Source organism: Pseudoroseomonas cervicalis, assembly GCF_030818485.1.
GTDB lineage: Bacteria > Pseudomonadota > Alphaproteobacteria > Acetobacterales > Acetobacteraceae > Pseudoroseomonas > Pseudoroseomonas cervicalis_A.
Map to the genome: position 1 here is coordinate 2,982,205 of NZ_JAUTAJ010000004.1, position 21,664 is coordinate 3,003,868.

Consider the following 21,664-nt stretch of genomic DNA (forward strand, 5'->3'; position numbering starts at 1 on the left):
GGCCACCATGGAAGATTTCGTCTTCGCCTTCCTGAACGGGGAGATCCTGCGCGAGGCCTGGCCGATCCTCTGGCGGGGCTTTGTCTACACCCTCGGCCTGTCGGCCATGACCGTGCCGCTCGGCCTGGTGGGGGGCGTCATGCTGGCGCTGCTCTCCACCGCCGGGCCGCGCAGCATCCGCTGGCTGGCGGCCGGCTGGACCGACCTGTTCCGCGCCATCCCGCCGCTGGTGCTGCTGGTCTTCCTCTATGCCGGCCTGCCCTTCGCGGGGCTGGATGTCGGCGCCTGGGGGGCGGTGGCCATCGGCTTCTTCCTCAACACCGGCGCCTATTACGGCGAGGTGCTGCGCGCCGGCATCGAGAGCGTGCCGCGCGGACAGATGGAGGCGGCGCGCAGCACCGGCCTGAACCGCGCCCAGGCGCTGGCGCATGTCGTGCTGCCGCAGGCGGTGCGCAACGTGCTGCCCGACCTGGTCAGCAACACGCTGGAGGTGGTGAAGCTGACCTCCATCGCCTCGGTGGTGGCGCTGCCCGAGCTGCTGTTCCAGGCCCGCCAGGCGCAGAACGCCACCTACAACGCGACGCCGATCATGGCCGCGGCGGTGGCGTATTTCCTGCTGCTCTGGCCGCTGGTGCGGCTGATCTCGCGGCTGGAGAACAAGGCGATGGCCGGGCGCTGAGGCTTCTGAGAGGGGCTTTGCCCCTCTCACTCCCCACCAAAGGCCTGAGGCCTTTGGAAACCCATCTGTTTAGATTTTAAACTGAAGGCGGGTGCAGGGGACCCCGTCCCCTGCCCAAGGGAAAGAATGGGGGGAGTTTGAGGGGGCAAAGCCCCCTCAAGCCGCCGGCAAGGCCAAGCGCATGCGCACCGCCAGCCGCACCGTGTCGGACAGGGTGGCGCGGTCGGCCACCATGCCGAAGGCGGCGCGCGACAGGGCGCCGCTGGCCACCAGGCCGACGCTCTCGCCATTCGCGTCGCGCCGCCGGTCGCGCAGGCTGGCCTCCAGCAGCAGCGGCTGGGCGGTGCCGCGCATCGCCAGCCGGCCCTGCAGCGCGTAGCGATCGGTGCCCAGGGCGCGCGCGCCCTGGCTTTCGAAGCGCGCCTGCGGGTAGCGCTCCACATCGAAGAAATCGGCCGAGCGCAGCAGCGCGGTGCCCTGCGGCACCGCCACCTCGGCGCCGCGCATGTCGAGGGTGACGGCCAGGGCCGAGCGTTCCGGCTGCGCCATCTCCAGCTGCAGCGCGCCCTCGAAGCGGGCGAAATGGCCGGTGATGTCGAACAGGCCCAGGGCGGCGACGGTGAATTCCACCGTGGCGTGGCGCTGGTCGAAGACGAAGGCGGTGGCGGCGCGGGCGCGGCGCGGCCGGCAGGACAGGCCCGGCAGCAGCAGCCCGGCCAGCACGCCGCGCCGCGCCAGGGGCGGCAGCGGTCGCAGCGCCGGGCGGGCCGCGGCAAGGGGTTCCGCCGGGGCGGGGCGGGGGGCTGCGCCTGGGGCCAGGGGCCTGGGCTGGGGCATGCGGCGGTTCCGGGGCTGGACGGCGGGGCCGCGCATTTCGTGCGCATCTTCCTTGCTGAAAGGAAGCGCGATCTGTGCCTCGGCCTTGCCGACGCGGCAGGGCGGCGCCCGCCGTCGCCGCGCCCCGGCATGACGCCCGCGTCATCCGCCGCGCCGCGCCGCGGCCGGGCTGGCGCCGCATGGCGATGCGGCCCTCGCCACGGGTGACGCCGATTTCACCCGTGGCCTGGCGGCGGCCCTCAGCCCTGCGGCAGCACCGCCGCCGGGGGCACGGCGAAACCCATCGCCAGATAGCCGGCGCGGTTCGGGTGCAGCTTGTCGCCGGCGGCGCCGGTGGTGGAATCCGGCACCATCTCCGGCTTCAGCCCGCCGCTGGCCGGGTCACGGGTCGCGGTGTCGAAATCGACCACCGCGTCGAACAGCCCGCTTTCGCGGATGAAGGCGTTCAGCTGGCGGCGCTTCTCCTCCTGCTCGGCATGGCCATGGGCGGGGCTGCTGCTGCCGAGTGCCGGCGTCACCGTCGCCCCCACCAGGCGGATGCCGGGGATGGCGGCGCGCAGCCGCTCCACCCCTTGGCGCATGCCGTCGCGCACCGCCTCGAAACTGGCATTGCCGTTGCGGCTGAAATCGTTGGTGCCCTCCAGCCAGACCACGGTCCGGATGCCGGAGAGGCTGATGATGTCGCGCTCCAGCCGCGCCAGGGCCGAGGGGCCGCCGGGGAAGGGTTTTTCCGCGCTGTATTCGGCCGGGCCCACCACCTGGTTGCCGCCGATGCCGGCATTCACCACGGCGACGCGGTTGCCGAGCGTGGCGTGCAGCCGGCGCGCCAGCACATCCGGCCAGCGGTCATCGCCATTCATGGTGGAGGCGGTGCCGTCGGTGATGGAATCGCCGAAGCACAGCACCACCGGCGTGCCGGCCGGCGCGGTCATGTCCACCGCGTCGAGGAAGAACCAGGAGGCGGTGGAATAGGGGAAGGCGGCCTCGCTTTCCTCCGCCGCATGGTCGCCGCTGCCGGGGGGCGAGACATAGGAGGTCTGCAGCGCCTTGGCGTGCCAGGTCATCGGGCCGGAGGGGCCGGCGACATGGAAGGAGATGGCGAGCTTGCGCCCCGCCAGCAGCGCCGCATCGGGCTCGGCGGCGAAGGGGAGGTCCACCGCGTCGGACCAGAGCTGGCCGCCGGGCGGGATGCTGGCGCTGGCCGCGCCGCCGAAGGTGACCGGCCGGTTGCTGCCCGGCAGCAGCGCCGCGCCGCCCCAATGCAGCCCGGCATGCACGCTGGCGATCTGCAGCGGCCGCGTGCCGAAGGCGTTGCTGAAGCGCAGCCGGGCCCGGCGGCCCCAGAGATCGGGGCGCAGCACCAGGCGGAAGCTCTGGTCGCGCGCGCCCTCGGCCGGGCTCGGGAAGGCGAAGGACTGGTTGGGCTGGGCCGAGGGGTTGCCGACCGGGTAGGGCCCCTGGGCCGAGCCGGTCCAGGCGGTGGCCCAGCCCTCGGCGCCGCCGCCGCCGCGCTGCTGGGCCGGTGCCTGGGCCCGGGCCGGGGCGGGCAGGCCGGCGGCCGTGCCCAGGATGGTTCCGGCCAGGGCCAGGCCCTGCGCCAATTCCCTGCGCTTCATGCGTCCCTCCTCTCCCCCTTTTCGGCGGGGGTGGGGTGAGCATTCCACGCGGGGGCGCGGCGGGGAAGACAGGGTGTCTAGGCGCTGCGCGCCGGCACGCCCGAGACGGTGGCGCCCGCCGGCACATCGGCCACCACCGCGGCGCCGAGGGCGATGGTCGCATCCTCCCCCACCGCCACCCCCGGCCGCAGCCCGGCCAGGATGCCCACCAGCACCCTTGCGCCGAGCCGCGTGCCACCGCCCAGCACCGCGCCGGGGGCGATGTGGCAGCCGGGGCCGGCCACCCCGTCATGCTCCAGGATGGCGCCGGTGTTCAGGATGCAATGCGCGCCGAGGCGGGCCGCCGCCCCCAGCACGCTGCGCGGCATCAGCACGCAGCCCGGCCCGCAGCGCGCGGTGGAGGCCAGGATGGCGGAGGGGTGCCGCAGCACGGGCAGGTCGTAGCCGAGGGAGAGAAGCTCCTCCCCCAGGCGCTGCCGCGTGGCGTTGTGGCCGAGCGCCACATGCGCCGCCGCCACGCCCTCGGCCCGCAGCGCGGCGGCGCGGGCCAGCGGGCCGAGATAGGGCACCCCCGGCAGGCCGGGGCAGTCCGGGTTGTCGTCCAGCACGCCGAGCGGCGGCGGCAGGCCGGCATCGCGCAGCAGCTCGACCACCGCCCGCCCATGCCCGCCGGCGCCCAACAGGACCAGGGGCAGCAGCAGGGGCGCCGGCGGGGCGGGCGCGTCAGATGGCGACGCGGACGCCAAGCTCGACCACGCGGTCGCTCGGGATGCGGAAGAACTCGGTGGCCGGCATGGAATTGCGGCTCATCAGCGAGAACAGCCATTGCCGCCAGGTCGCCATCTTTGGCACGGCGGCCGCCACCAGCGTCTCGCGGCCGAGGAAGTAGCTGGCCTGCATCGGCTCGAACTCGACGCCGTATTCGTGCAGCGCTTCCAGCTCGCGCGGGATGTTGGGGCTTTCCTGGAAGCCGTAGCGCAGCATCACGCGGTGGATGCCGGGCGCCAGCTCGGTCACCTCGCGCCGCTGCGGCGCCTGGGGCACGTCCAGATTCTCCACCGTGACGAACAGCACCCGCTCATGCAGCACCTTGTTGTGCTTGAGGTTGTGCAGCAGGGCGGCGGGCACGTAGTCGGCCTGGCCGGTCATGAACACGGCGATGCCGGGCACGCGGATGGTGCGCGATTGCGGCAGCCGCGCCAGGAAGGATTTCAGCGGCAGGCTGTCCTGGCGGAAGCGGGTGAAGAGCAGCTCGCGCCCGCGCCGCCAGGTCAGCATCAGGATGAACATGCCGGCGCCCAGCAGCAGCGGCACCCAGCCGCCATCCGGCACCTTCAGCACGTTGGAGATGAAGAAGCCGCCATCGAGCAGGAAGAGCGGGATCAGCACCGCCACCACCGCGGCCAGCGGCCAGTTGAACTGCCGCCGCAGCACCAGGCCGAGCAGCGCGGTGGTGCAGAGGAAGGTGCCGGTGACGGCCAGGCCATAGGCGGCGGCCAGGCTGTCGGAATCGTGGAAGCTGACCACCAGGATGACGACGCCGACCAGGAGCGCCAGGTTGATCTGCGGCATGTAGATCTGCCCCTCCTCGGTGTCGGAGGTGTGGCAGACGACGAGGCGCGGCAGGAAGCCCAGCTGCACGCATTGCCGGGCGATCGAATAGGCGCCCGAGATCATGGCCTGGCTGGCGATGATGGTGGCGCAGGTGGCCAGCACCACCAGCGGCAGGCGGAACCAGTCCGGGGCCAGCAGGTAGAAGGGGTTCTCCAGCGCCGCGCGGTCGGTCAGCAGCAGCGCGCCCTGGCCGAAATAGTTCAGCGTCAGCGAGGGCAGCACCGCCCAGAGCCAGACGAGGCGGATCGGCCGGGCGCCGAAATGCCCCATATCGGCATAGAGCGCCTCGGCCCCCGTCACCGCCAGCACGACGGAGCCGAGGGCGATGAAGGCCGCCAGGTGGTAGTTGATGCAGAACTCGATGGCGTAGTGGGGCGAGAGCGCCAGCAGCACATGCGGCTGCTGCACGATCTCCACCAGGCCGAGGATGCCGAGGCTGCCGAACCACAGCGCGGTGACCGGGCCGAACACGCGGCCGATGCTGTGGGTGCCCTTGTACTGCACCAGGAACAGCGCCAGCAGCACCACCAGCGAGATCGGGATGACGGCGCCGCTGAAGGCGGGGGAGATGACCTTCAGCCCCTCCACCGCCGAGAGCACCGAGATGGCCGGGGTGATGATGCCGTCGCCGAAGAACAGGGCGGCGCCGGCGATGCCGATCAGCATCACCAGGTTGCGCCCGCGCTCGCCGCGCGTCACCCGCTGGGCGAGGGCCATCAGCGCCAGGATGCCGCCCTCGCCCCGGTTGTCGGCGCGCAGCACCAGCAGCACGTATTTCACCGTGACCACCAGGATGAGCGACCAGAAGATCAGGCTGAGGATGCCGAGGATCTCCCACTCCTCCAGCCCGTCCGAGGAGAAGTGGAGCAGCGAGGCGCGCAGCGCGTAGAGCGGGCTGGTGCCGATATCGCCATAGACGACCCCGAGCACGCCGAGCAGCAGGGCCGGGGTGAGGGGACGGTTCGCCGGGGAGGATGGGGTCTGGGTCACTGCCGTGCTGCGTGTGGTCCGGCGGCAAGGAGTAGGATGCGGCGCCGTTGCGGTGCAAGAGGCAGTGCCGGGGCGCCGCCTGGGCGGCCCTGGGCGGGGCCGGGCGGGCGGTCCTCCGAAAGGGCGTGACGCCGGCGGTCTCGGGACAGGGCCGGGGGGTCAGCGAGCCCGGAGGGGGGCCGTCTCCAGGGCCGGAGGCGCCAGGCCGGCCCGTCCAGAACCCTGGGCCGGGCCGGCGGGCCTCCCGGCCCCGCTTCCCGGCCGGGCCGGGGGCGGTGGCGGGAGGGCGCCGCCCTCCCGCGCGCCGCGCTCAGTGGCCGCGCAGGATCTGGCTGAGGAAGCCCTTCAGCCGGTCCGTCTTCGGGTCGTTGAAGATCTGCTCCGGCACCCCGGCCTCGACCACCTCGCCGCGGTCCATGAACACCACGCGGTCGGCGACCTGGCGGGCGAAGCCCATCTCATGGGTGACGCAGACCATGGTCATGCCGGTCTCGGCCAGGCTGACCATGGTGTCGAGCACCTCCTTGATCATCTCCGGATCGAGCGCCGAGGTCGGCTCGTCGAACAGCATGATCTTGGGCTTCATGCAGAGCGCGCGGGCGATGGCGACGCGCTGCTGCTGGCCGCCGGAGAGCTGGCCGGGATATTTGCGCGCCTGCTCCGGGATCTTCACCCGGGTCAGGTAGTGCATCGCCAGCTCCTCGGCCTCCTTCTTCGGCATCCGGCGGACCCAGATGGGCGCCAGGGTGCAGTTCTCCAGGATGGTCAGGTGCGGGAACAGGTTGAAGCTCTGGAACACCATGCCGACCTCGCGGCGGATGGCGTCCAGCGCGCGGGTGTCGTCGGTCAGCTCCATGCCGTCGACGACGATCCGCCCCTCCTGGTGCTGCTCCAGGCGGTTGATGCAGCGGATCATGGTCGACTTGCCGGAGCCGGAGGGCCCGCAGACCACGACGCGCTCGCCATTGCCGACGGTCAGCGACACGTCGCGCAGCACATGCATGGCGCCGTACCACTTGTTGACCTTGTCGAGCAGGATCGCCGGGGGCGCGTCGGTGCGCAGGGCGGAGGCGATGTGCGGGCCTTCGCCCGCGAGGTCCATGGTGGCGCTCATGCTGGGTGCGGTCCCCGGGGTCTCGGTGTTGTGGCGGTCCATGGCTCAGCGCACCCGGTGGCGGTTCAGCTCCGCCTCGAGGTTCTGGCTGTAGCGCGACATGGCGAAGCAGAAGACGAAGTAGATGGCGCCGACGACGACATAGATCTCGATGCCGAAGCCCTGCCAGGCGGGCTCGACGATCGCCGTCTTGCCGGCGGTCAGCAGGTCGAAGATGCCGATGATCAGCACCAGCGAGGTGTCCTTGAAGAAGCCGATGAAGGTGTTCACCAGCGGCGGGATCACCAGCCGCAGCGCCTGGGGCAGGATGATGAAGCCGGTCTTCTGCCAGTAGGACAGGCCGAGCGCGTCGGCGGCCTCGTACTGGCCCTTGGGCAGGGCCTGCAGGCCGCCGCGCACCACCTCGGCCAGATAGGCGGCGGCGAAGAGGATGATGGCGATCTGCGCGCGCAGCAGCTTGTCGATGTTGATGCCTTCCGGGAGGAAGAGCGGGAACATGACGCTGGCCATGAACAACAGGGAAATGAGCGGCACGCCGCGGATCAGCTCGACATACAGGATGCAGAGCATCTTGATGGCCGGCATGCGCGAGCGCCGGCCGAGCGCCACCAGGATCGACAGCGGGAAGGCGAAGGCGATGCCGAAAGTGGCCAGGATCAGGGTGATGACCAGGCCGCCCCAGCGCTCCTGCGGCACATAGGACAGGCCGAGCACGCCGCCCCACATCAGCACGCCGATCACCACCAGCGTCGCCAGCCAGATCAGCGCCAGCGCCGGGCGCCAGAAGCGGCGCATGGCGGAGATGATGTAGAGGCCGATGAACAGCAGGATGCAGATGGCCGGGCGCCAATGCTCCTCATAGGGGTAGGTGCCGAACAGGATGAAGCGGTGCTTCTCGGTCACCACCGCCCAGCAGGCGCCGCTGCCCTGGAGCGCGCGGCAGGCCTGGGTCTGCGCCGTGCCGTTGGTGACCGGCACCGACCAGATGGCGTTGATGAAGGCCCAGTCGATGAAGCCCACCGCCCAGCGGATCAGGAAGTAGAGCAGCACCAGGGTGACGGCGGTGGACAGCCAGCCCGAGAACAGGTTGGCGCGGGCCCAGGCGACCGGGCCCACCGCCAGCAGGGGCGGGCGGCGCGGGGCGAGGGCGGCGTCCTGCACCGGACGCGGGGCGGAGGCTTCGGCGGCGATCTCGGCCATGGCTCAGCGCTCCACCGGCGCGAGGCGCGCCGCATAGCTGGCGCCTGCGCCAGCGAAGCCAAACGAGGTCCGCCCGGCCGTCAGGCCGGCGAAGCCAGAAGAAATCGGCAGCTTGCGACGGGCCATGGCTCAGCGCTCCACCAGCGCGATGCGCGCATTGTACCAGTTCATGAACAGGCTGATCGACAGGCTGATGGTCAGGTAGACCGCCATGATGATGGCGATGCCCTCGATCGCCTGGCCGGTCTGGTTCAGCGTCGTGTTCGAGATGGACACGATGTCCTGGTAGCCGATGGCCACCGCCAGCGAGGAGTTCTTGGTCAGGTTCAGGTACTGGCTGGTCATCGGCGGCACGATCACGCGCAGCGCCTGCGGCAGCACGATCTTGCGCATGATCAGCCCGCGCGGCAGGCCGAGCGCCTCGGCCGCTTCCCACTGGCCCTTGGCGACCGCCAGGATGCCGGCGCGGACGATCTCGCCGATGAAGGCGGCGGTGTACATCACCAGGCCGATCAGCAGCGCGAAATATTCCGGGGTGATGGTCAGGCCGCCCTGGAAGTTGAAGCCGCGCAGCGCCGGGATGTCGCCCTGCCAGGGGGCGCCGAAGGCGGCCCAGATGGCCACCGGCATGCCGATGATCAGCGCCAGCGCCGCCGGCCACACGCGGCGCGGCTGGCCATCGGCCATCTGCCGGGCGCGGGCGGCGCGGGCGTAGAAGATGGTCAGCACGATGCCGGCGACGAAGCCCAGCAGCGCGAAGCTGTGCGCGTCCTGCCACTGGATCCAGGGCAGCTTCAGCCCGCGATTGGAGAGGAACACGCCCTCCATCGGGTGCAGCGACTGGCGCGGCCCGGGCAGGCCCTGCAGGATGGCGTACCAGAACAGCAGCTGCAGCAGCAGCGGCAGGTCGCGCACCACCTCGACATAGACCGCGGCGATGCGGGAGAGCAGCCAGTTCTTCGACAGCCGGGCGATGCCGAGCAGCGTGCCGAGGATGGTGGCCAGCACCACGCCGACGACCGCGATCTTCAGCGTGTTCAGCACGCCGACCATCAGCGCCCGGGCATAGGTGTCGGTCGGGCTGTAGGGGATCAGGCTCTCGGCGACCGGCAGGCCGGCCTCGCGGTTGAGGAAGCCAAAGCCCGTGGCGATGCGCCGGACCTCGAGATTGTGCTGCGTGTTGCCGACCAGCCAGGCGATGATGGCGATGACGACGCCGAGCACCAGCACCTGCCAGACGATCGAGCGCAGCCGCTCATCGGCCCAGGAGAGGCGAAGTCCTTTTTTCGGCGGCGCGCGCAACAGCCTGGGATCGGCGGCGGTGTCGGACATGCGTTGAAGCCCCGTTGTGTCGTCTTTGTCCGATAATCGGAACGGCTTCCGCCACGCTGGCGTCTCGGCGCCATTCGGGGGCGGCAGCACGGGGTCGGCCGGGCCGGCCCCGTCAGGCGCTCCGCCGGGTCGGCCAGGCCGGCCCGGTCAGGCGCTCCACCGGGCCGGCGCACCGGGCCCGCTGAAGCGATCCGGCGGGACGGCCAGGCCGATCCCGCCGGTCAGGTCCGGCGAAAGCTTACCGGAAGGGCTGGGCGTATTGCAGCCCGCCCTGGGTCCACTGCGCGTTCGGGCCGCGCTGGATGCCGAGCGGCGTCAGGTGACGCTCGAACATCTCGCCATAATTGCCGGTGGCCTTGATGATGCGCACCGCCCAGGCATTGTCGACGCCGAGCATCTGGCCCAGGCCGCCGGTCTTGCCCAGCAGGCGCTGCACCTCGGGGCGCTGGTCCTCGGCGGCGGCCTTCTCGACATTGGCGGCGGTGATGCCGAACTCCTCGGCGGCCAGCAGGGCGTAGTGGGTCCAGCGGACCAGGTCGGCCCAGCGCTGGTCGCCATGGCGCACGGCCAGGCCCAGCGGCTCCTTGCTGATCACTTCCGGCAGGATCAGGTGCTCGCCCGGGTTGGGCTGGGCGGAGCGGGTGGCGGCCAGGCCGGAGACGTCGGTGGTGTAGGCGTCGCAGCGGCCGGCGACATAGGCGGAGACCAGCTCCTCCAGCCGCTCGATGATCACCGGGGTGAAGCGGATGTTGTTGGCGCGGAACCAGTCGGTCAGGTTCTGCTCGGTGGTGGTGCCGGGCTGCACGCAGACCGTGGCGCCATCCAGCTCCTTGGCCGACTTCACGCCCAGGCTGGCCTTTACCATGAAGCCCTGGCCGTCATAGAAGTTGATGGCCGGGAAATCGAGGCCGAGCGAGGTGTCGCGCGAGAGGGTCGCCGTCGTGTTGCGCGGCAGCACGTCGATCTCGCCGGACTGCAGCGCGGTGAAGCGGTTCTGCGCCGTGGTCGGCACGTAGCGCACCTTGCTGGCGTCGTTGAACAGGGCGACGGCCAGGGCGCGGCAATACTCGACGTCGAAGCCGGTCCAGCGGCCCTGGCTGTCCGGCTGGGCGAAGCCGGCGAGGCCCGTGTTGACGCCGCAGCTCAGCGTGCCGCGCGCCCGGATGGCGTCCAGGGTGGCCGCCGCATTCTGCTGCTGCGGGGCGGGCTGCTGGGCCGCGGCCGGCAGCGCCAGCGCCCCGACCATGACAGCCGCGCCGAGCGCACGAAGGGTGGCAAGCCGCATGGGCTTCATAAACTCTCTCCCAATCTTTTCCGGCCCCCGGCTGGTGCCGGCGGCTCCTCCCGCGACCTGGCGATGCTGCGCCAAAGGTCGGGGCTGGATCAACGCGCCTTCGCGCACCGGTCCCTGCCCACTTCGCCCGTTAGCCGTGCGGAAGGAATGACGCAATCGTGGCATGCCATCTTCGCATGTTGACGAGGATGGCGGCCGGGAAAGAAGCAAGTGGCGTGCCACGAAATGCAACCGGTCACGGCTTCCGTTGGACCGCGCACTGCCTAGGATGGCGGCAGCACTGCCAGGAGAAGACCCGTCCCCATGCGCCTGCTGGACCGCGACGAAACCACCGCCCGCCTGCCCTGGCCCGCGCTCGGCGCGGCCTTGCAGGCCATGTTCCGCGAGGGTTGCGCGGCCCCGCTGCGGCATCGCCACCCGCTGCCGCAGAATGAGGCAGCCGAGGGCTCCCTGCTGCTGATGCCCGCTTGGCAGGCACATCGCTATACCGGCGTGAAAATTGTGCATGTGACGCCGTCCAACGCAAAAAATTCTGAAATCCAGGCCGTCCACTCGGTGTATCTGCTGTCGCATGGCGAATCCGGCCAGCCGCTGGCCATCCTGGATGGCGGCACGCTGACCGACCGGCGCACCGCCGCCACCAGCGTGCTGGCCGCGACCTATCTGGCGCGCCCCGAGAGCCGGGTGCTGCTGCTGCTGGGCAGCGGCAAGGTCGCCCACGCCCTGGCCGAGGCCTATGCGGAACGCTTCCCGCTGGAGGAAATCCGCATCTGGTCGCGCCGCGCCAGCAGCGCCGCGAAGCTGGCCGCGGCGCTGGCGGCGCGGGGCCTGCCGGCGCGCGCCGTGGCCGAGGCGGATCCGCGCGGCGCCGACATCATCTCCGCCGCCACGCTCTCCACCGTGCCGCTGATCGATGCGGCGCTTGTGCAGCCGGGCACGCATCTCGACCTGGTCGGCGCCTTCCGCCCCGACATGCGGGAAAGCGACTCGGCGCTGGTGGCGCGGTCGCGCCTGTTCGTCGACACCCGCCCCGGCGCGCTGGCCGAGGCCGGCGACATCGTCCAGGCCATCGCCGAGGGCGCTATCACCGAGGCGCATATCCAGGCCGATCTGTTCGAGCTGTGCCGCGGCACGCATCCGGGCCGCGCCTCGGCCGAGGAGATCACCCTGTTCAAGTCGGTCGGCTGGGCGGGGGAGGATCTGGCGGCGGCGGTGCTGGCGTATGAGAGCTAAGATCTTCTTTTTCTGAAGAAAAAGAAGCAAAAAGACTTTTCCAGTTGGCGTCCCGCTTATGGCCTGAGGCGGGATGCCAAACTGACAGAAGTTTTTTGGTTCTTTTTTTCAAAAAAGAACGAAAAACTGAAAACAATAAAAAAGGGGGAGACCTTCCGGTCTCCCCCCCTTTTCGTCCGGTCGTGCCGCGATCAGCGACGCAGGCCGAGGCGCTCGATCAGGCTCTGGTAGCGGGCCTGGTTCTTGCGCTTCACATAGTCCAGCAGGCCGCGGCGCTGGCCGACCAGGACCAGCAGGCCACGACGGCTGTGGAAATCCTTCGGGTGGGCCTTCAGGTGCTCGGTCAGCTGCGAGATGCGGTCGGACAGCAGGGCGACCTGCACTTCCGGGCTGCCGGTGTCGCCGGGCTTGGTGGCGTATTCGGCGATGATCTTCGCGCGGGCTTCGGTGTTCATCGACATCGGCATGTGCCTTTCAGTCAGTCTCCCCATCCGGCAGCGCCTGGACGGGAAGGAGGGTGTTGTCGCCCGGGCTGAGCCAGCGCTCCGGCCGCACGCGGCCAGAGTCCAGTCGGACCAGTCCCTTCAGGCGCTCCCCCGCCATTGCCCGCACAAGCCCACCATCGGGGCTGGCGTCGCCGGGTATCCGCCCCATGAAGTCGACCACGGAAAGGGTCTGCCCATGGGACAGGCGTGCGGCCTCCGCTTCCGTGACGGCCAGAGCCGGGATGTCGGCCAGCGCGGTCGTCACGGGCAACAGAAGGTCCGGGGAAGGAGGCGGCGTATCCTCCATTCCCACCAGCTTGTCCAGCGGAATCGCGTTCTCTTCGAGGAAGGGGCCGACCCGCATGCGGCGCAGCACGGCGATATGCCCGACCGCGCCGGCCGCGCGCGCGATGTCGCGCGCCAGGCTGCGCATATAGACACCCTTGCCCGACTGCACGGTGAACACCGCCGTGTCGGCATCGGGGCGGGATTCCAGCTCGAATTTGTCGACGCGCGCGGGGCGCGGCGCCATCTCGGGAATCTGCCCGTCGCGCGCCAGGTCATAGGCGCGGGCGCCATTGATCTTGATGGCCGAGAAGATCGGCGGCACCTGCATGATGTCGCCGATGAAGGCGGGCAGGGCGGCGCGCAGCTGCTCGTCGGTCGGGCGGACATCGCTGGTCTCGATGACCTGGCCCTCGGCGTCGTCGGTGTCGCGCGCCTCGCCGAACCGCAGGGTGAAGCGGTAGGTCTTGGTGCCATCCATGACGTAGGGCACCATCTTGGTCGCCGCGCCAAAGGCGATCGGCAGCACGCCGGTCGCCAGCGGGTCCAGCGTGCCGCCATGCCCGACCTTCTGCGCATTGAAGGCGCGCTTCAGCTTGTTCACCACATCGGTGGAGCCGATGCCGGAGGGCTTGTCGACGATCAGCCAGCCATCCAGCGGACGGCCCTTCGGCTTGCGGTGCGGGCGTGCCATGAAATTCCTGCGTCACTGAAGTGTCGGCGAGAGGGCTCTGCCCTCTCGCGCTCTCCCGCCAGAAACCTGAGGTTTCTGGACTTCCCATCTGAAGGCGGGGTCCGGGGGGATACTATCCCCCCGGCCGGGGGTCCAGGGGGGCAGAGCCCCCCTGGCCGACGTCTGGTCCTAGACCGACGGCACCGGGCGCGGGCGGCCGGTGGCGTCGAGCGCCACGAAGGTGAAGACCGCCTCGGTCACCCGGTTGGTGTGCTCGCTCTCGCGCTCGCGCCGCCAGGCCTGCACGCGGATGCGCAGCGAGGTGCGGCCGGTCGCGATCACCTCGGCATAGAGGCTGACCTCGTCGCCGACCCGCACCGGGGAGTGGAAGGTCATCGCCTCCACCGCGACGGTGGCGCAGCGGCCGCGGGCGCGGCGGACGGCGGCATTGCCCGCCGCCAGGTCCATCTGCGCCATCAGCCAGCCGCCGAAGATGTCGCCGGCGGGGTTGGTGTCGGCCGGCATGGCGATGGTGCGGATCATCGGCGCCGTATCGGGCGGCGCCAACGGCGCCGGATCCGGCGCCGCCTCGGCATTCGTCACGGAGTCTCGTCCTCCTGCGGCGCGCCGTCGCTTGCCGGGCGGGGGGCAAGGTCCTGCTGGACCTCCGGCCGGCGCATCACCGCATCGATCTTCATCGCATAATCCAGCGCGGTGTCGGGCTGGAAATGCATCTCGGGGGCGAATTTCAGCCGCACCGCGCGCGCCACCTGGGTACGTAGGAAGGGCTGCACGCGGCGCAGCCCCTGCAGCTCCTCCTTGGTCACCGGCCGGCCGAGGGCGGCGACGAAGCAGGTCATGTGCTTCAGGTCGGGGGAGGCGCGGACCTCGGTGACCGTGATGTGCCGGCCCGACAGGTCGGGATCATGGAACTCGCCGCGCATGAACACGGCCGAGAGCGCATGGCGCACCTCCTCCGCGACGCGGAGCATGCGCTGGCTGGGGGCGCCGGCGGTGGCAGGTTTCTTGGCCATGGGGGATCTCTTCACAGCAGCGCCGGGCCGCCCCGGTCGGGCGGCGCGGGGGCCGCGCCGGCTGGGGCGGGCGGGCGAAGGCAAGGCGGCCCGGGGGATCGCTCCCCCGGGCCGGTTCCGGTCAGACCGCGGCGACGGTCTCGGTCTCGTAGCACTCGATCTGGTCGCCGATGCGGATGTCGTCGTAATTGGCGAAGGACATGCCGCACTCGTAGCCGTTGGCGACTTCCTTCACGTCATCCTTGAAGCGACGCAGCGTGGCCAGCTCGCCCTGGTGGATGACGACGCCATCGCGCAGCAGGCGGACGCCGCAGCCGCGCTTGACCACACCCTCGGTGACGCGGCAGCCCGCGATCTTGCCGACGCGCTTGACCTCGAACACCTCGAGGATCTGCGCGTAGCCGAGGAACTTCTCGCGCTGCACCGGGGCCAGCTTGCCGCGGACCATCGCCTCCACATCATCCGCCACCTGGTAGATGATGGAGTAGTAGCGGATGTCGACGCCGTCGCGGTTCGCCATCTCCCGCGCCTGGGTGGTGGCGCGGACGTTGAAGGCGACGACCACGGCGTTGGACGCCTTGGCCAGCTGGATGTCGCTCTCGGTGATCTGGCCGACCGCCGAATGCAGCACCCGCACCTTGACCTCGTCGCGCGACAGCTTGTTCAGCGTCACGCCGAGCGCCTCGGCCGAGCCCTGCACATCGGCCTTGACGACGACGGCCACCTCCTTCTGCGCGCCGGCGGCGACGCGGGCCATCATGTCGGCCAGCGTGCCGCGGGCGGCGCCGGCGGCGGCCGCCTGCTTGTCGCGGGCGACGCGCTGGCGGTACTCGGAGATCTCGCGGGCGCGGCCCTCATTCTCCACGGCCACGAAGGTCTCGCCGGCGGTCGGCACGCCCGACAGGCCGAGGATCTCGACCGGCAGGCTGGGGCCGGCCTCCTTCAGCTGGCGGCCCTTGTCGTCGAGCATGGCGCGCACGCGGCCCCACTCGGCGCCGACCACCACCATGTCGCCCTGCCGCAGCGTGCCCTTCTGCACCAGGATGGTGGCCACCGGGCCACGACCCTTGTCCAGCTTGGACTCGATGACGGCACCCTCAGCGGCGCGGTCGGGGTTGGCGCGCAGGTCCAGCACCTCGGCCTGCAGCAGGATCGCCTCCAGCAGCTTGTCGAGATTGGTGCCCTTCAGCGCGGAGACCTGGATCTCCATGGTGTCGCCGCCCAGGCTCTCCACCACGATCTCGTGCTGCAGCAGCTCCTGCCGCACGCGGTCGAGGTTGACGCCCGGCTTGTCGATCTTGTTGACCGCCACGATCAGCGGCACGCCGGCCGCCTTGGCGTGGTTGATGGCCTCGATCGTCTGCGGCATCACGCCGTCATCGGCGGCCACCACCAGCACCACCATGTCGGTCACGCTCGCACCGCGGGCGCGCATGGCGGTGAAGGCCTCGTGGCCCGGCGTGTCGAGGAAGGTGACCTTCTGCCCGTCCGCCAGCGTCACCTGATAGGCGCCGATATGCTGGGTGATGCCACCGGCCTCGCGCGCCGCCACATCGGTCTTGCGCAGCGCGTCCAGCAGGCTGGTCTTGCCGTGGTCGACATGGCCCATGATGGTCACGACCGGCGGGCGCGGCAGCAGCGCGTCCTCGGCGTCGACGGTGCCCACCAGGCCCTGCTCGACATCCGATTCCGACACGCGCTTCACGCGGTGGCCGAACTCGTTGACCACCAGCTCCGCCGTGTCGGCGTCGATGGTCTGGGTCAGCGTCGCCATCACGCCCATGCGGAACAGCGCCTTCACCACCTCGCCGCCACGGGCGGCCATGCGGTTGGCGAGCTCCTGCACGGTGATGGCTTCCGGCACCACCACGTCGCGCACCACCTTCACGCCGTCCGAGCGCAGGCGCTGCAGCTCCTGCTGCCGCCGCTCACGCTCGCGGGCGCGGCGGACGGAGGCCATGGAGCGGCTGCGCTCATCCTCGCCCTCGATCGCGGCGGCCACGTCGATGCGGCCATCGCGGCGGCGGTCGAGGCCCGGGCCCGGCTTCTTGGCCGGGGCGGCGGCGGGCTTCTTGGCGGCCGCGGCCGGCAGGCCGGGGCGGCGCGCCGGGCCACGGCGATCCTCTTCCTCACCCTCGCGGCCACGCAGCGTCAGCCGCGCGGCGCCGGGCGCCGCCGCCGGGGCGGCAGCGGCGGGGGCCGCGCCGGGGCGCACCGGGCCACGGGCGCCGGGGCCGGCGATCGGGCGCGGACCGCCGCTGAAATTGCCGATCGGGCGCGGCGCCGGGGCCAGCGGGCGCTGGCCGGACGGGGCCGGGGCGGCGGCCGCCGGCTGCGGGGCGGTCTTGCGCACCGCCTCCTCGGCCTTGCGGGCGGCCTCTTCCTCGACCTTGCGGCGCGCATCCTCTTCCGCCTGGCGGGCGGCGTCCTCGGCGGCGCGGCGGTCTTCCTCGGCCTTGCGCGCGGCCTCCTCGGCGGCGCTGCGCAGCTGCAGGGCCTGGCGCTCGCGCTCCTCGCGCTGGCGCTGGGCCTCCTGGCGGCGCATCTCCTCCAGCACGCGCAGGCGGTTCGCCTGCTCGGCCTGGGTCAGCGGCCGGCCGGTGGAGGAGCCGCTGCCGCCGCGATTCACCGGGCCGCTGGCGCGCTGCGGGCCACCGGCCGGGCGCGGGCCCGCCGCCTGCGGGCCGGCCGCCGGCTTGGCGCCGGTCGCCGCCGCCGGGGGGCCACCCGCGCGCTTCTTCACCACTTCAACCTGCACGGTCTTGCCGCGACCATGGCTGAAGGACTGGCGCACCGTGCCAGCAGCCTCGGTCTTGCCAAGCTCGAGGCGGCCGCCCGGCCGAAGGCTCAGCCTGCTCTTCGCCGCGTCCTGCTCATTCTGGTCGCTCATTCGTTCGCCTGAACCCGATCCGTCTTGTGCCATCAATCCTATCGCGAGCCGTTGCCGGGCTCACGTCCCCGCTCCGCTCGCGATACCGGAGACAGCGGCCAGACGGCCCGCCTCCTGCACCAACATGTCGGCAATCCGTCCGGGGGCTATCGCTACGTGCACCGCATGGTCCCTTCCGAATACCGCACCCAATTCCGCCGCCGACAGCACCGCCACCATGGGGGTGCCACGACGCCCGGCCAGCCTGTCCCGCTCGGACAGGCTGCCGTCGCTTGCCTCGACCAGCACCGCGGCCCGACCGGCCTGCAGCCATTCGCGCACCTGCTGGAATCCGCTCACCGCCTGACCGGCCCGGCGCGCAAGCCCCAGCTGGTCGCGGATGCGACCCTTGAGGCCAATCTCGATCCGGGCGCGAAGGTCTGGGGGCAATTGCACCTGGCCGCGGGCCGCCCTGTGAAAGGCGCCCCGGCTCAGCGCGCGTTCTAGCACATCGGCCCGCGCGCTCAACCACATTCCCCGGCCGGGCAGGCGCCCGGCCAGATCCGGCACCAATTCGCGGCCCGGACCCAGCACGAAACGCAGCATGGCCTCTTTCGGCAGGGTCTCGCGGGTCACGATGCAGCGGCGGAGCGGGCCTTTCAGCTCCGGCTCCGGCTCGCCCGAATCATGCTCCAGGCCGGGGGCGGTGTCGTCCACCGCCGCCGCCAGGGCCTCGTGCCGCGTCTCGCTGTTACTGCTCGTCGTCCTTCTCCCCGGTCGCGTCCGGCGTCTCCGCCGCGCTCTGGGCCTCGCCCTCGCCGCCCTCCTGGTTGCCTTCCTGGGCGAACCAGTGCTCGCGGGCGGCCATGATGATGGCGTTCGCCGTGTCCTCGTCGACCGCCTCGGGGCCGAGGATCTCGATCAGCTCGTCGGCCGCCAGATCGGCCAGGTCGTCGAGCGTCTTCACGCCCTTCTCGCCCAGCGTCACCAGCATGGCGGGGCTGAAGCCGCCGGCCTCGGCCACCGCATCCTCGACGCCCAGCGCCTGGCGCTTCTCGTCCAGCTCCTGGTCGCGGCGGTCGAGGAAGGCCTGCGAGCGGCGCTTCAGCTCGGCGGCGACGTTCTCGTCGAAGCCCTCGATCTCGGCCAGATCCTCGTCCGGGACCTCGATCAGCTCCTCGATGGAGCCGAAGCCCTCGGTCACCAGCAGGCCGGCGATGACGTCGTCGACGTCCAGCGCCTCGACGAACAGGCCGGTGCGCTTGCGGAACTCCTCCTGGCGGCGCTCCGATTCCTCGGCCTCGGTGAGGATGTCGATGTCCCAGCGCGTCAGCTGGGAGGCGAGGCGGACATTCTGGCCGCGGCGCCCGATCGCCAGCGAGAGTTGGTCATCGGGGACGACGACTTCAACCCGCTTGCTGTCATCGTCCATCACCACCTTGGACACCTCGGCGGGCGCCAGGGCGTTCACCACGAAGGTCGGGTTGTCGGCCGACCAGGGGATGATGTCGATCTTCTCGCCCTGCAGCTCGGCCACCACCGCCTGGACGCGGGAGCCGCGCATGCCGACGCAGGCGCCGACCGGGTCGATCGAGCTGTCGCGGCTGATCACCGCCATCTTGGCGCGGCTGCCGGGATCGCGCGCCACCGCCTTGATCTCGATGATGCCGTCATAGATCTCCGGCACTTCCTGCGCGAAGAGCTTGGCCAGGAAGCCCGGATGGGTGCGGCTGAGGAAGATCTGCGGGCCGCGCGGCTCCTCGCGCACGTCGTAGATATAGGCGCGCACGCGGTCGCCATTGCGGAAGGCCTCGCGCGGGATGGTCTCGTCGCGGCGCAGCAGGGCTTCCGCGCGGCCGAGATCGACCATCAGGTTGCCGTACTCGGTACGCTTGACCACGCCATTGACGATCTCGCCCACGCGGTCCTTGTACTCATTGAACTGCTTGGAGCGCTCGACCTCGCGCACCCGCTGCACGATCACCTGCTTGGCGGTCTGCGCGGCGATGCGGCCGAAATCGATCGGCGGCAGCGGGTCGACGATGAACTCGCCCACCGCGATGCCGGGGCGGATCTTCTGCGCGATGCGATGCGGGATCTGCGTCGCCTCGTTCTCGACCGGCTCGGCCTCGACCACCTCGGTCCAGCGCGACAGCTTCACCTCGCCGGAGCGGCGGTCGATGACGGCGCGGATGTCCTTCTCATGCCCGTACTTGGCGCGGCCGGCCTTCTGGATGGCCTGCTCCATCGCCTCGAGCACCTCGTCGCGCTCGATCATCTTCTCGCGGGCAACGGCCTCGGCGACCTGCAGCAGTTCCGGGCGGGCAATGGCGACGTCGGCGGCCATGATGCTCAGTTCCTCTTGGCGTAGGGCGATGCGGCGTCGGCATCATCGTCCGGGGCGTCCTCGCCCCGGGCGCGTGCGGCATCCGCCGCCGTGGCGGCGATCAACTCGTCGGTCAGCACCAGCTTGGCGCGGCGGATGTCGTGCCGGGGGAGCGCGTATTCGGTGCCCTCCTCCAGCCGCAGCCGCACGCTCGCCTCGTCGGCGCCGAGGATGGTGCCGCGGAAGCGGCGCCGCCCTTCGAAGGGAATGCTCATCTCGGCGATCGCCAGATGGCCGGCGAAGCGCAGCCAGTCCTTGGTGCGGGTCAGCGGCCGGTCGATGCCGGGGGAGGAGACCTCGAGATTCCACTCCCCGCTGAACGGGTCGTCCACGTCGAGCACGGCGCCCACGGCATGGCTGATCGATTCGCAATCGGCGACGCCGATCGGCGCGCCATCGGCGCGGTCGGCCATGACCTGGACGGTGGGGGTCTGCTTGCCATGGATCTGCACGCGCACGATCTCATAGCCCATCGCGGTCAGCGTGGGCTGGATGGCAGCAGCGATGCGGGCCTCGAGGCCCTCATTCTGTGGCAGATCGTCTTCCAAAAACAAAAAAGGCGGCCCGTTAAGGCCACCCCCCTGGCTATGCAGCGAAGATGTGTCTGTCCGCCATATAGTCCTGCCGTGTCGCCGACACAAGGAAATGCGGCGGCGGCGCCGGCTCAGCCCGGCTCCAGCCGCGCCAGATGGGTGACGCGGCACAGCCCATGCGTGCGCGGCGACAGCACGGCGCCGGCCAGCTTGTTGTCATGCACCTCGGCCAGGCCGAAGCCATGATGGCGCAGCAGCAGGAAATGCCCGGTGACGCGCACCAGATACAGCCCCGGCGCCAGCCCGTGCCGGCGCGCCAGCCCGATCAGCGTCGGGCGCGGCGTGGCCAGGGGAAGGGGGGTGGCCCGCAGGCCGGCCTCGCCCAGCGCCGCCACCACGTCGCGCCAATAGGCGGTGACGATCTCGCCCGAGGGGTAGCGCTGCGGCGCCACCTGGCGCAGCAGGGCGCAGGCCCGGGCATAGGAGCAATGCGCCGCCAGGGCGATGGCGGCGGGGCCGCACCAGGGCAGCGTCCCACCGCGCTCGGCCGCCAGAGCCTCCGGCCCGCGCTGGCCGGCCTCCTGGAATGTCGGGGCGGGAAAGGTTGCATCCATGGGAGAGCACGTTCCCGTGATCCCCGCCGCCCCGTCAAGCCGATTGTGCGCCGCCGCGAAAAGGCCGTGAAGCCTGTGACCGCGGCGCTACGGCGTCAGCGTGGCAAACACGGGCAAGTCCTTACTTTTCCTGAAGAAAAAGAAGCAGAAGGACTTGGCCGGCCAAGCCGGCGCCGCTCAGCGGCGGCGCCAGATCCAGTAGCGGGGGTGCCGGCCCTCGCGCAGCGCCTTCGCCTCGTAGCGCGTGGGCGGCCAGCCCTCGGGGCGCTGCTCCTCCAGCGCGACACGCTCGAACATGTCCTGCGCGCCCATCACCTCGGCCACCCAATCCTGGTAGGTCGGGTCGTCGGTCGCGATGCGCCATTCGCCGCCCGGGCGGATCGCCCGCTGCAGAACCGGAAGAATGCTGGGATGGACGAAGCGGCGCTTGGCGTGGCGCGCCTTCGGCCAGGGGTCGGGGAACATCAGGAACAGCCGCGACAGGCTGCCCTCCGGCAGGGCGCGCAGCAGGCGGCGCGCATCCTCGGTCCACAGAAGCAGATTGGGCGGCAGCGGCGCGCTGGCCTCGCCGCCCTCCGGCACCAGCCGCGTCAGCAGGGAGCAGATGCCGTTCTCGAACACCTCGGCCGCGATCAGCCCGGCCTCGGGGTGCCGGGCGATCTGCTCCAGCGCGTGCTCGCCGCCGCCGAAGCCCACCTCCAGCCACAGCTCGCGCGGCCGCACCGGGAAGCTGCCCAGCGGGTCGGCGGGGTCGAGCGCCAGGCGCGGCAGGGTGACGTCCAGCAGGGTCTGCTGGCGCTGGCGCAGCGGATGGCCGCGGCGGCGGCCATAGAGGCGGTCGGGCACGGCGGGCGCGCCCGGCGGGATCGGGGGCGC

At 71.2% G+C, this 21,664-nt stretch carries 21 protein-coding genes; 2 read left to right on the plus strand and 19 right to left on the minus strand.

What is annotated here, in order from left to right:
• Positions 1-7 precede the first annotated feature (7 nt).
• Positions 8-679, plus strand: coding sequence for an amino acid ABC transporter permease (locus QE401_RS17895; RefSeq protein ID WP_307139488.1), 672 nt, complete (start codon positions 8-10; stop codon positions 677-679).
• A gap of 156 nt (positions 680-835) precedes the next feature.
• Here the strand turns inward: QE401_RS17895 and QE401_RS17900 are convergent, their stop codons facing one another.
• The 9 genes from QE401_RS17900 to QE401_RS17940 all read right to left on the minus strand — a co-directional run bounded on the left by QE401_RS17900 (position 836) and on the right by QE401_RS17940 (position 10,676).
• A complete protein-coding gene (locus tag QE401_RS17900; RefSeq protein WP_307139489.1) occupies positions 836-1,516 on the minus strand; it encodes a YceI family protein in 681 nt (226 codons plus the stop codon).
• Positions 1,517-1,755: 239 nt separating this feature from the next.
• Positions 1,756-3,132 (minus strand): GDSL-type esterase/lipase family protein, encoded by a 1,377-nt coding sequence (locus tag QE401_RS17905; RefSeq protein WP_307139490.1) that lies wholly within the window; start codon positions 3,130-3,132, stop codon positions 1,756-1,758.
• A 77-nt stretch (positions 3,133-3,209) separates the two neighbouring features.
• Positions 3,210-3,878: an acetyltransferase gene (locus QE401_RS17910; protein ID WP_307139491.1), complete on the minus strand. Its 669-nt coding sequence runs from the start codon at positions 3,876-3,878 to the stop codon at positions 3,210-3,212.
• Entirely contained in the window at positions 3,856-5,736 is a 1,881-nt protein-coding gene (locus tag QE401_RS17915; protein ID WP_307139492.1) for a potassium transporter Kup, read from the minus strand. Before QE401_RS17915 ends, QE401_RS17910 begins: the two co-directional genes overlap by 23 nt.
• A gap of 310 nt (positions 5,737-6,046) precedes the next feature.
• On the minus strand, positions 6,047-6,850 hold the full coding sequence (locus QE401_RS17920; RefSeq protein WP_307139493.1) for an amino acid ABC transporter ATP-binding protein: 804 nt from the start codon (positions 6,848-6,850) through the stop codon (positions 6,047-6,049).
• A gap of 45 nt (positions 6,851-6,895) precedes the next feature.
• Complete coding sequence (locus QE401_RS17925) at positions 6,896-8,050, minus strand: amino acid ABC transporter permease (RefSeq protein ID WP_307139494.1); 1,155 nt, start codon at positions 8,048-8,050, stop codon at positions 6,896-6,898.
• A gap of 3 nt (positions 8,051-8,053) precedes the next feature.
• Positions 8,054-8,176: a hypothetical protein gene (locus tag QE401_RS17930; protein ID WP_307139495.1), complete on the minus strand. Its 123-nt coding sequence runs from the start codon at positions 8,174-8,176 to the stop codon at positions 8,054-8,056.
• A gap of 3 nt (positions 8,177-8,179) precedes the next feature.
• A complete protein-coding gene (locus QE401_RS17935; RefSeq protein WP_307139496.1) occupies positions 8,180-9,382 on the minus strand; it encodes an amino acid ABC transporter permease in 1,203 nt (400 codons plus the stop codon).
• A gap of 238 nt (positions 9,383-9,620) precedes the next feature.
• The gene (locus QE401_RS17940; RefSeq protein WP_373461457.1) at positions 9,621-10,676 is read right to left on the minus strand and encodes an amino acid ABC transporter substrate-binding protein; all 1,056 of its coding nucleotides are present in this window, start codon (positions 10,674-10,676) and stop codon (positions 9,621-9,623) included.
• A gap of 303 nt (positions 10,677-10,979) precedes the next feature.
• Here QE401_RS17940 and lhpI point away from each other — a divergent pair, with 303 nt between their 5' ends.
• Entirely contained in the window at positions 10,980-11,909 is a 930-nt protein-coding gene (lhpI, locus tag QE401_RS17945) for a bifunctional Delta(1)-pyrroline-2-carboxylate/Delta(1)-piperideine-2-carboxylate reductase (protein ID WP_307139498.1), read from the plus strand.
• A gap of 191 nt (positions 11,910-12,100) precedes the next feature.
• Here the strand turns inward: lhpI and rpsO are convergent, their stop codons facing one another.
• The 10 genes from rpsO to trmB form a co-directional block, all read right to left on the minus strand.
• Positions 12,101-12,370 (minus strand): 30S ribosomal protein S15, encoded by a 270-nt coding sequence (gene rpsO, locus QE401_RS17950; RefSeq protein WP_040613427.1) that lies wholly within the window; start codon positions 12,368-12,370, stop codon positions 12,101-12,103.
• Positions 12,371-12,383: 13 nt separating this feature from the next.
• A complete protein-coding gene (gene truB, locus QE401_RS17955; protein WP_307139499.1) occupies positions 12,384-13,373 on the minus strand; it encodes a tRNA pseudouridine(55) synthase TruB in 990 nt (329 codons plus the stop codon).
• A 168-nt stretch (positions 13,374-13,541) separates the two neighbouring features.
• Positions 13,542-13,895, minus strand: a complete 354-nt coding sequence (locus tag QE401_RS17960) for an acyl-CoA thioesterase (RefSeq protein WP_271138055.1) — start codon at positions 13,893-13,895, stop codon at positions 13,542-13,544.
• A gap of 56 nt (positions 13,896-13,951) precedes the next feature.
• On the minus strand, positions 13,952-14,386 hold the full coding sequence (rbfA, locus tag QE401_RS17965) for a 30S ribosome-binding factor RbfA (protein WP_307139500.1): 435 nt from the start codon (positions 14,384-14,386) through the stop codon (positions 13,952-13,954).
• Positions 14,387-14,507: 121 nt separating this feature from the next.
• On the minus strand, positions 14,508-17,276 hold the full coding sequence (infB, locus tag QE401_RS17970; RefSeq protein WP_307139501.1) for a translation initiation factor IF-2: 2,769 nt from the start codon (positions 17,274-17,276) through the stop codon (positions 14,508-14,510).
• A gap of 60 nt (positions 17,277-17,336) precedes the next feature.
• Positions 17,337-17,972 carry an RNA-binding protein gene (locus tag QE401_RS17975; protein WP_307139502.1) on the minus strand — a complete coding sequence of 212 codons (636 nt, stop codon included), beginning with the start codon at positions 17,970-17,972 and terminating at the stop codon, positions 17,337-17,339.
• 34 nt (positions 17,973-18,006) lie between these two features.
• The gene (nusA, locus tag QE401_RS17980) at positions 18,007-19,602 is read right to left on the minus strand and encodes a transcription termination factor NusA (protein ID WP_307139503.1); all 1,596 of its coding nucleotides are present in this window, start codon (positions 19,600-19,602) and stop codon (positions 18,007-18,009) included.
• A gap of 5 nt (positions 19,603-19,607) precedes the next feature.
• Complete coding sequence (gene rimP, locus QE401_RS17985) at positions 19,608-20,195, minus strand: ribosome maturation factor RimP (RefSeq protein ID WP_307139504.1); 588 nt, start codon at positions 20,193-20,195, stop codon at positions 19,608-19,610.
• A gap of 110 nt (positions 20,196-20,305) precedes the next feature.
• Positions 20,306-20,788 carry a hypothetical protein gene (locus tag QE401_RS17990; protein ID WP_307139505.1) on the minus strand — a complete coding sequence of 161 codons (483 nt, stop codon included), beginning with the start codon at positions 20,786-20,788 and terminating at the stop codon, positions 20,306-20,308.
• A gap of 177 nt (positions 20,789-20,965) precedes the next feature.
• Entirely contained in the window at positions 20,966-21,634 is a 669-nt protein-coding gene (gene trmB, locus QE401_RS17995; protein ID WP_307139506.1) for a tRNA (guanine(46)-N(7))-methyltransferase TrmB, read from the minus strand.
• Positions 21,635-21,664: the final 30 nt, after the last annotated feature.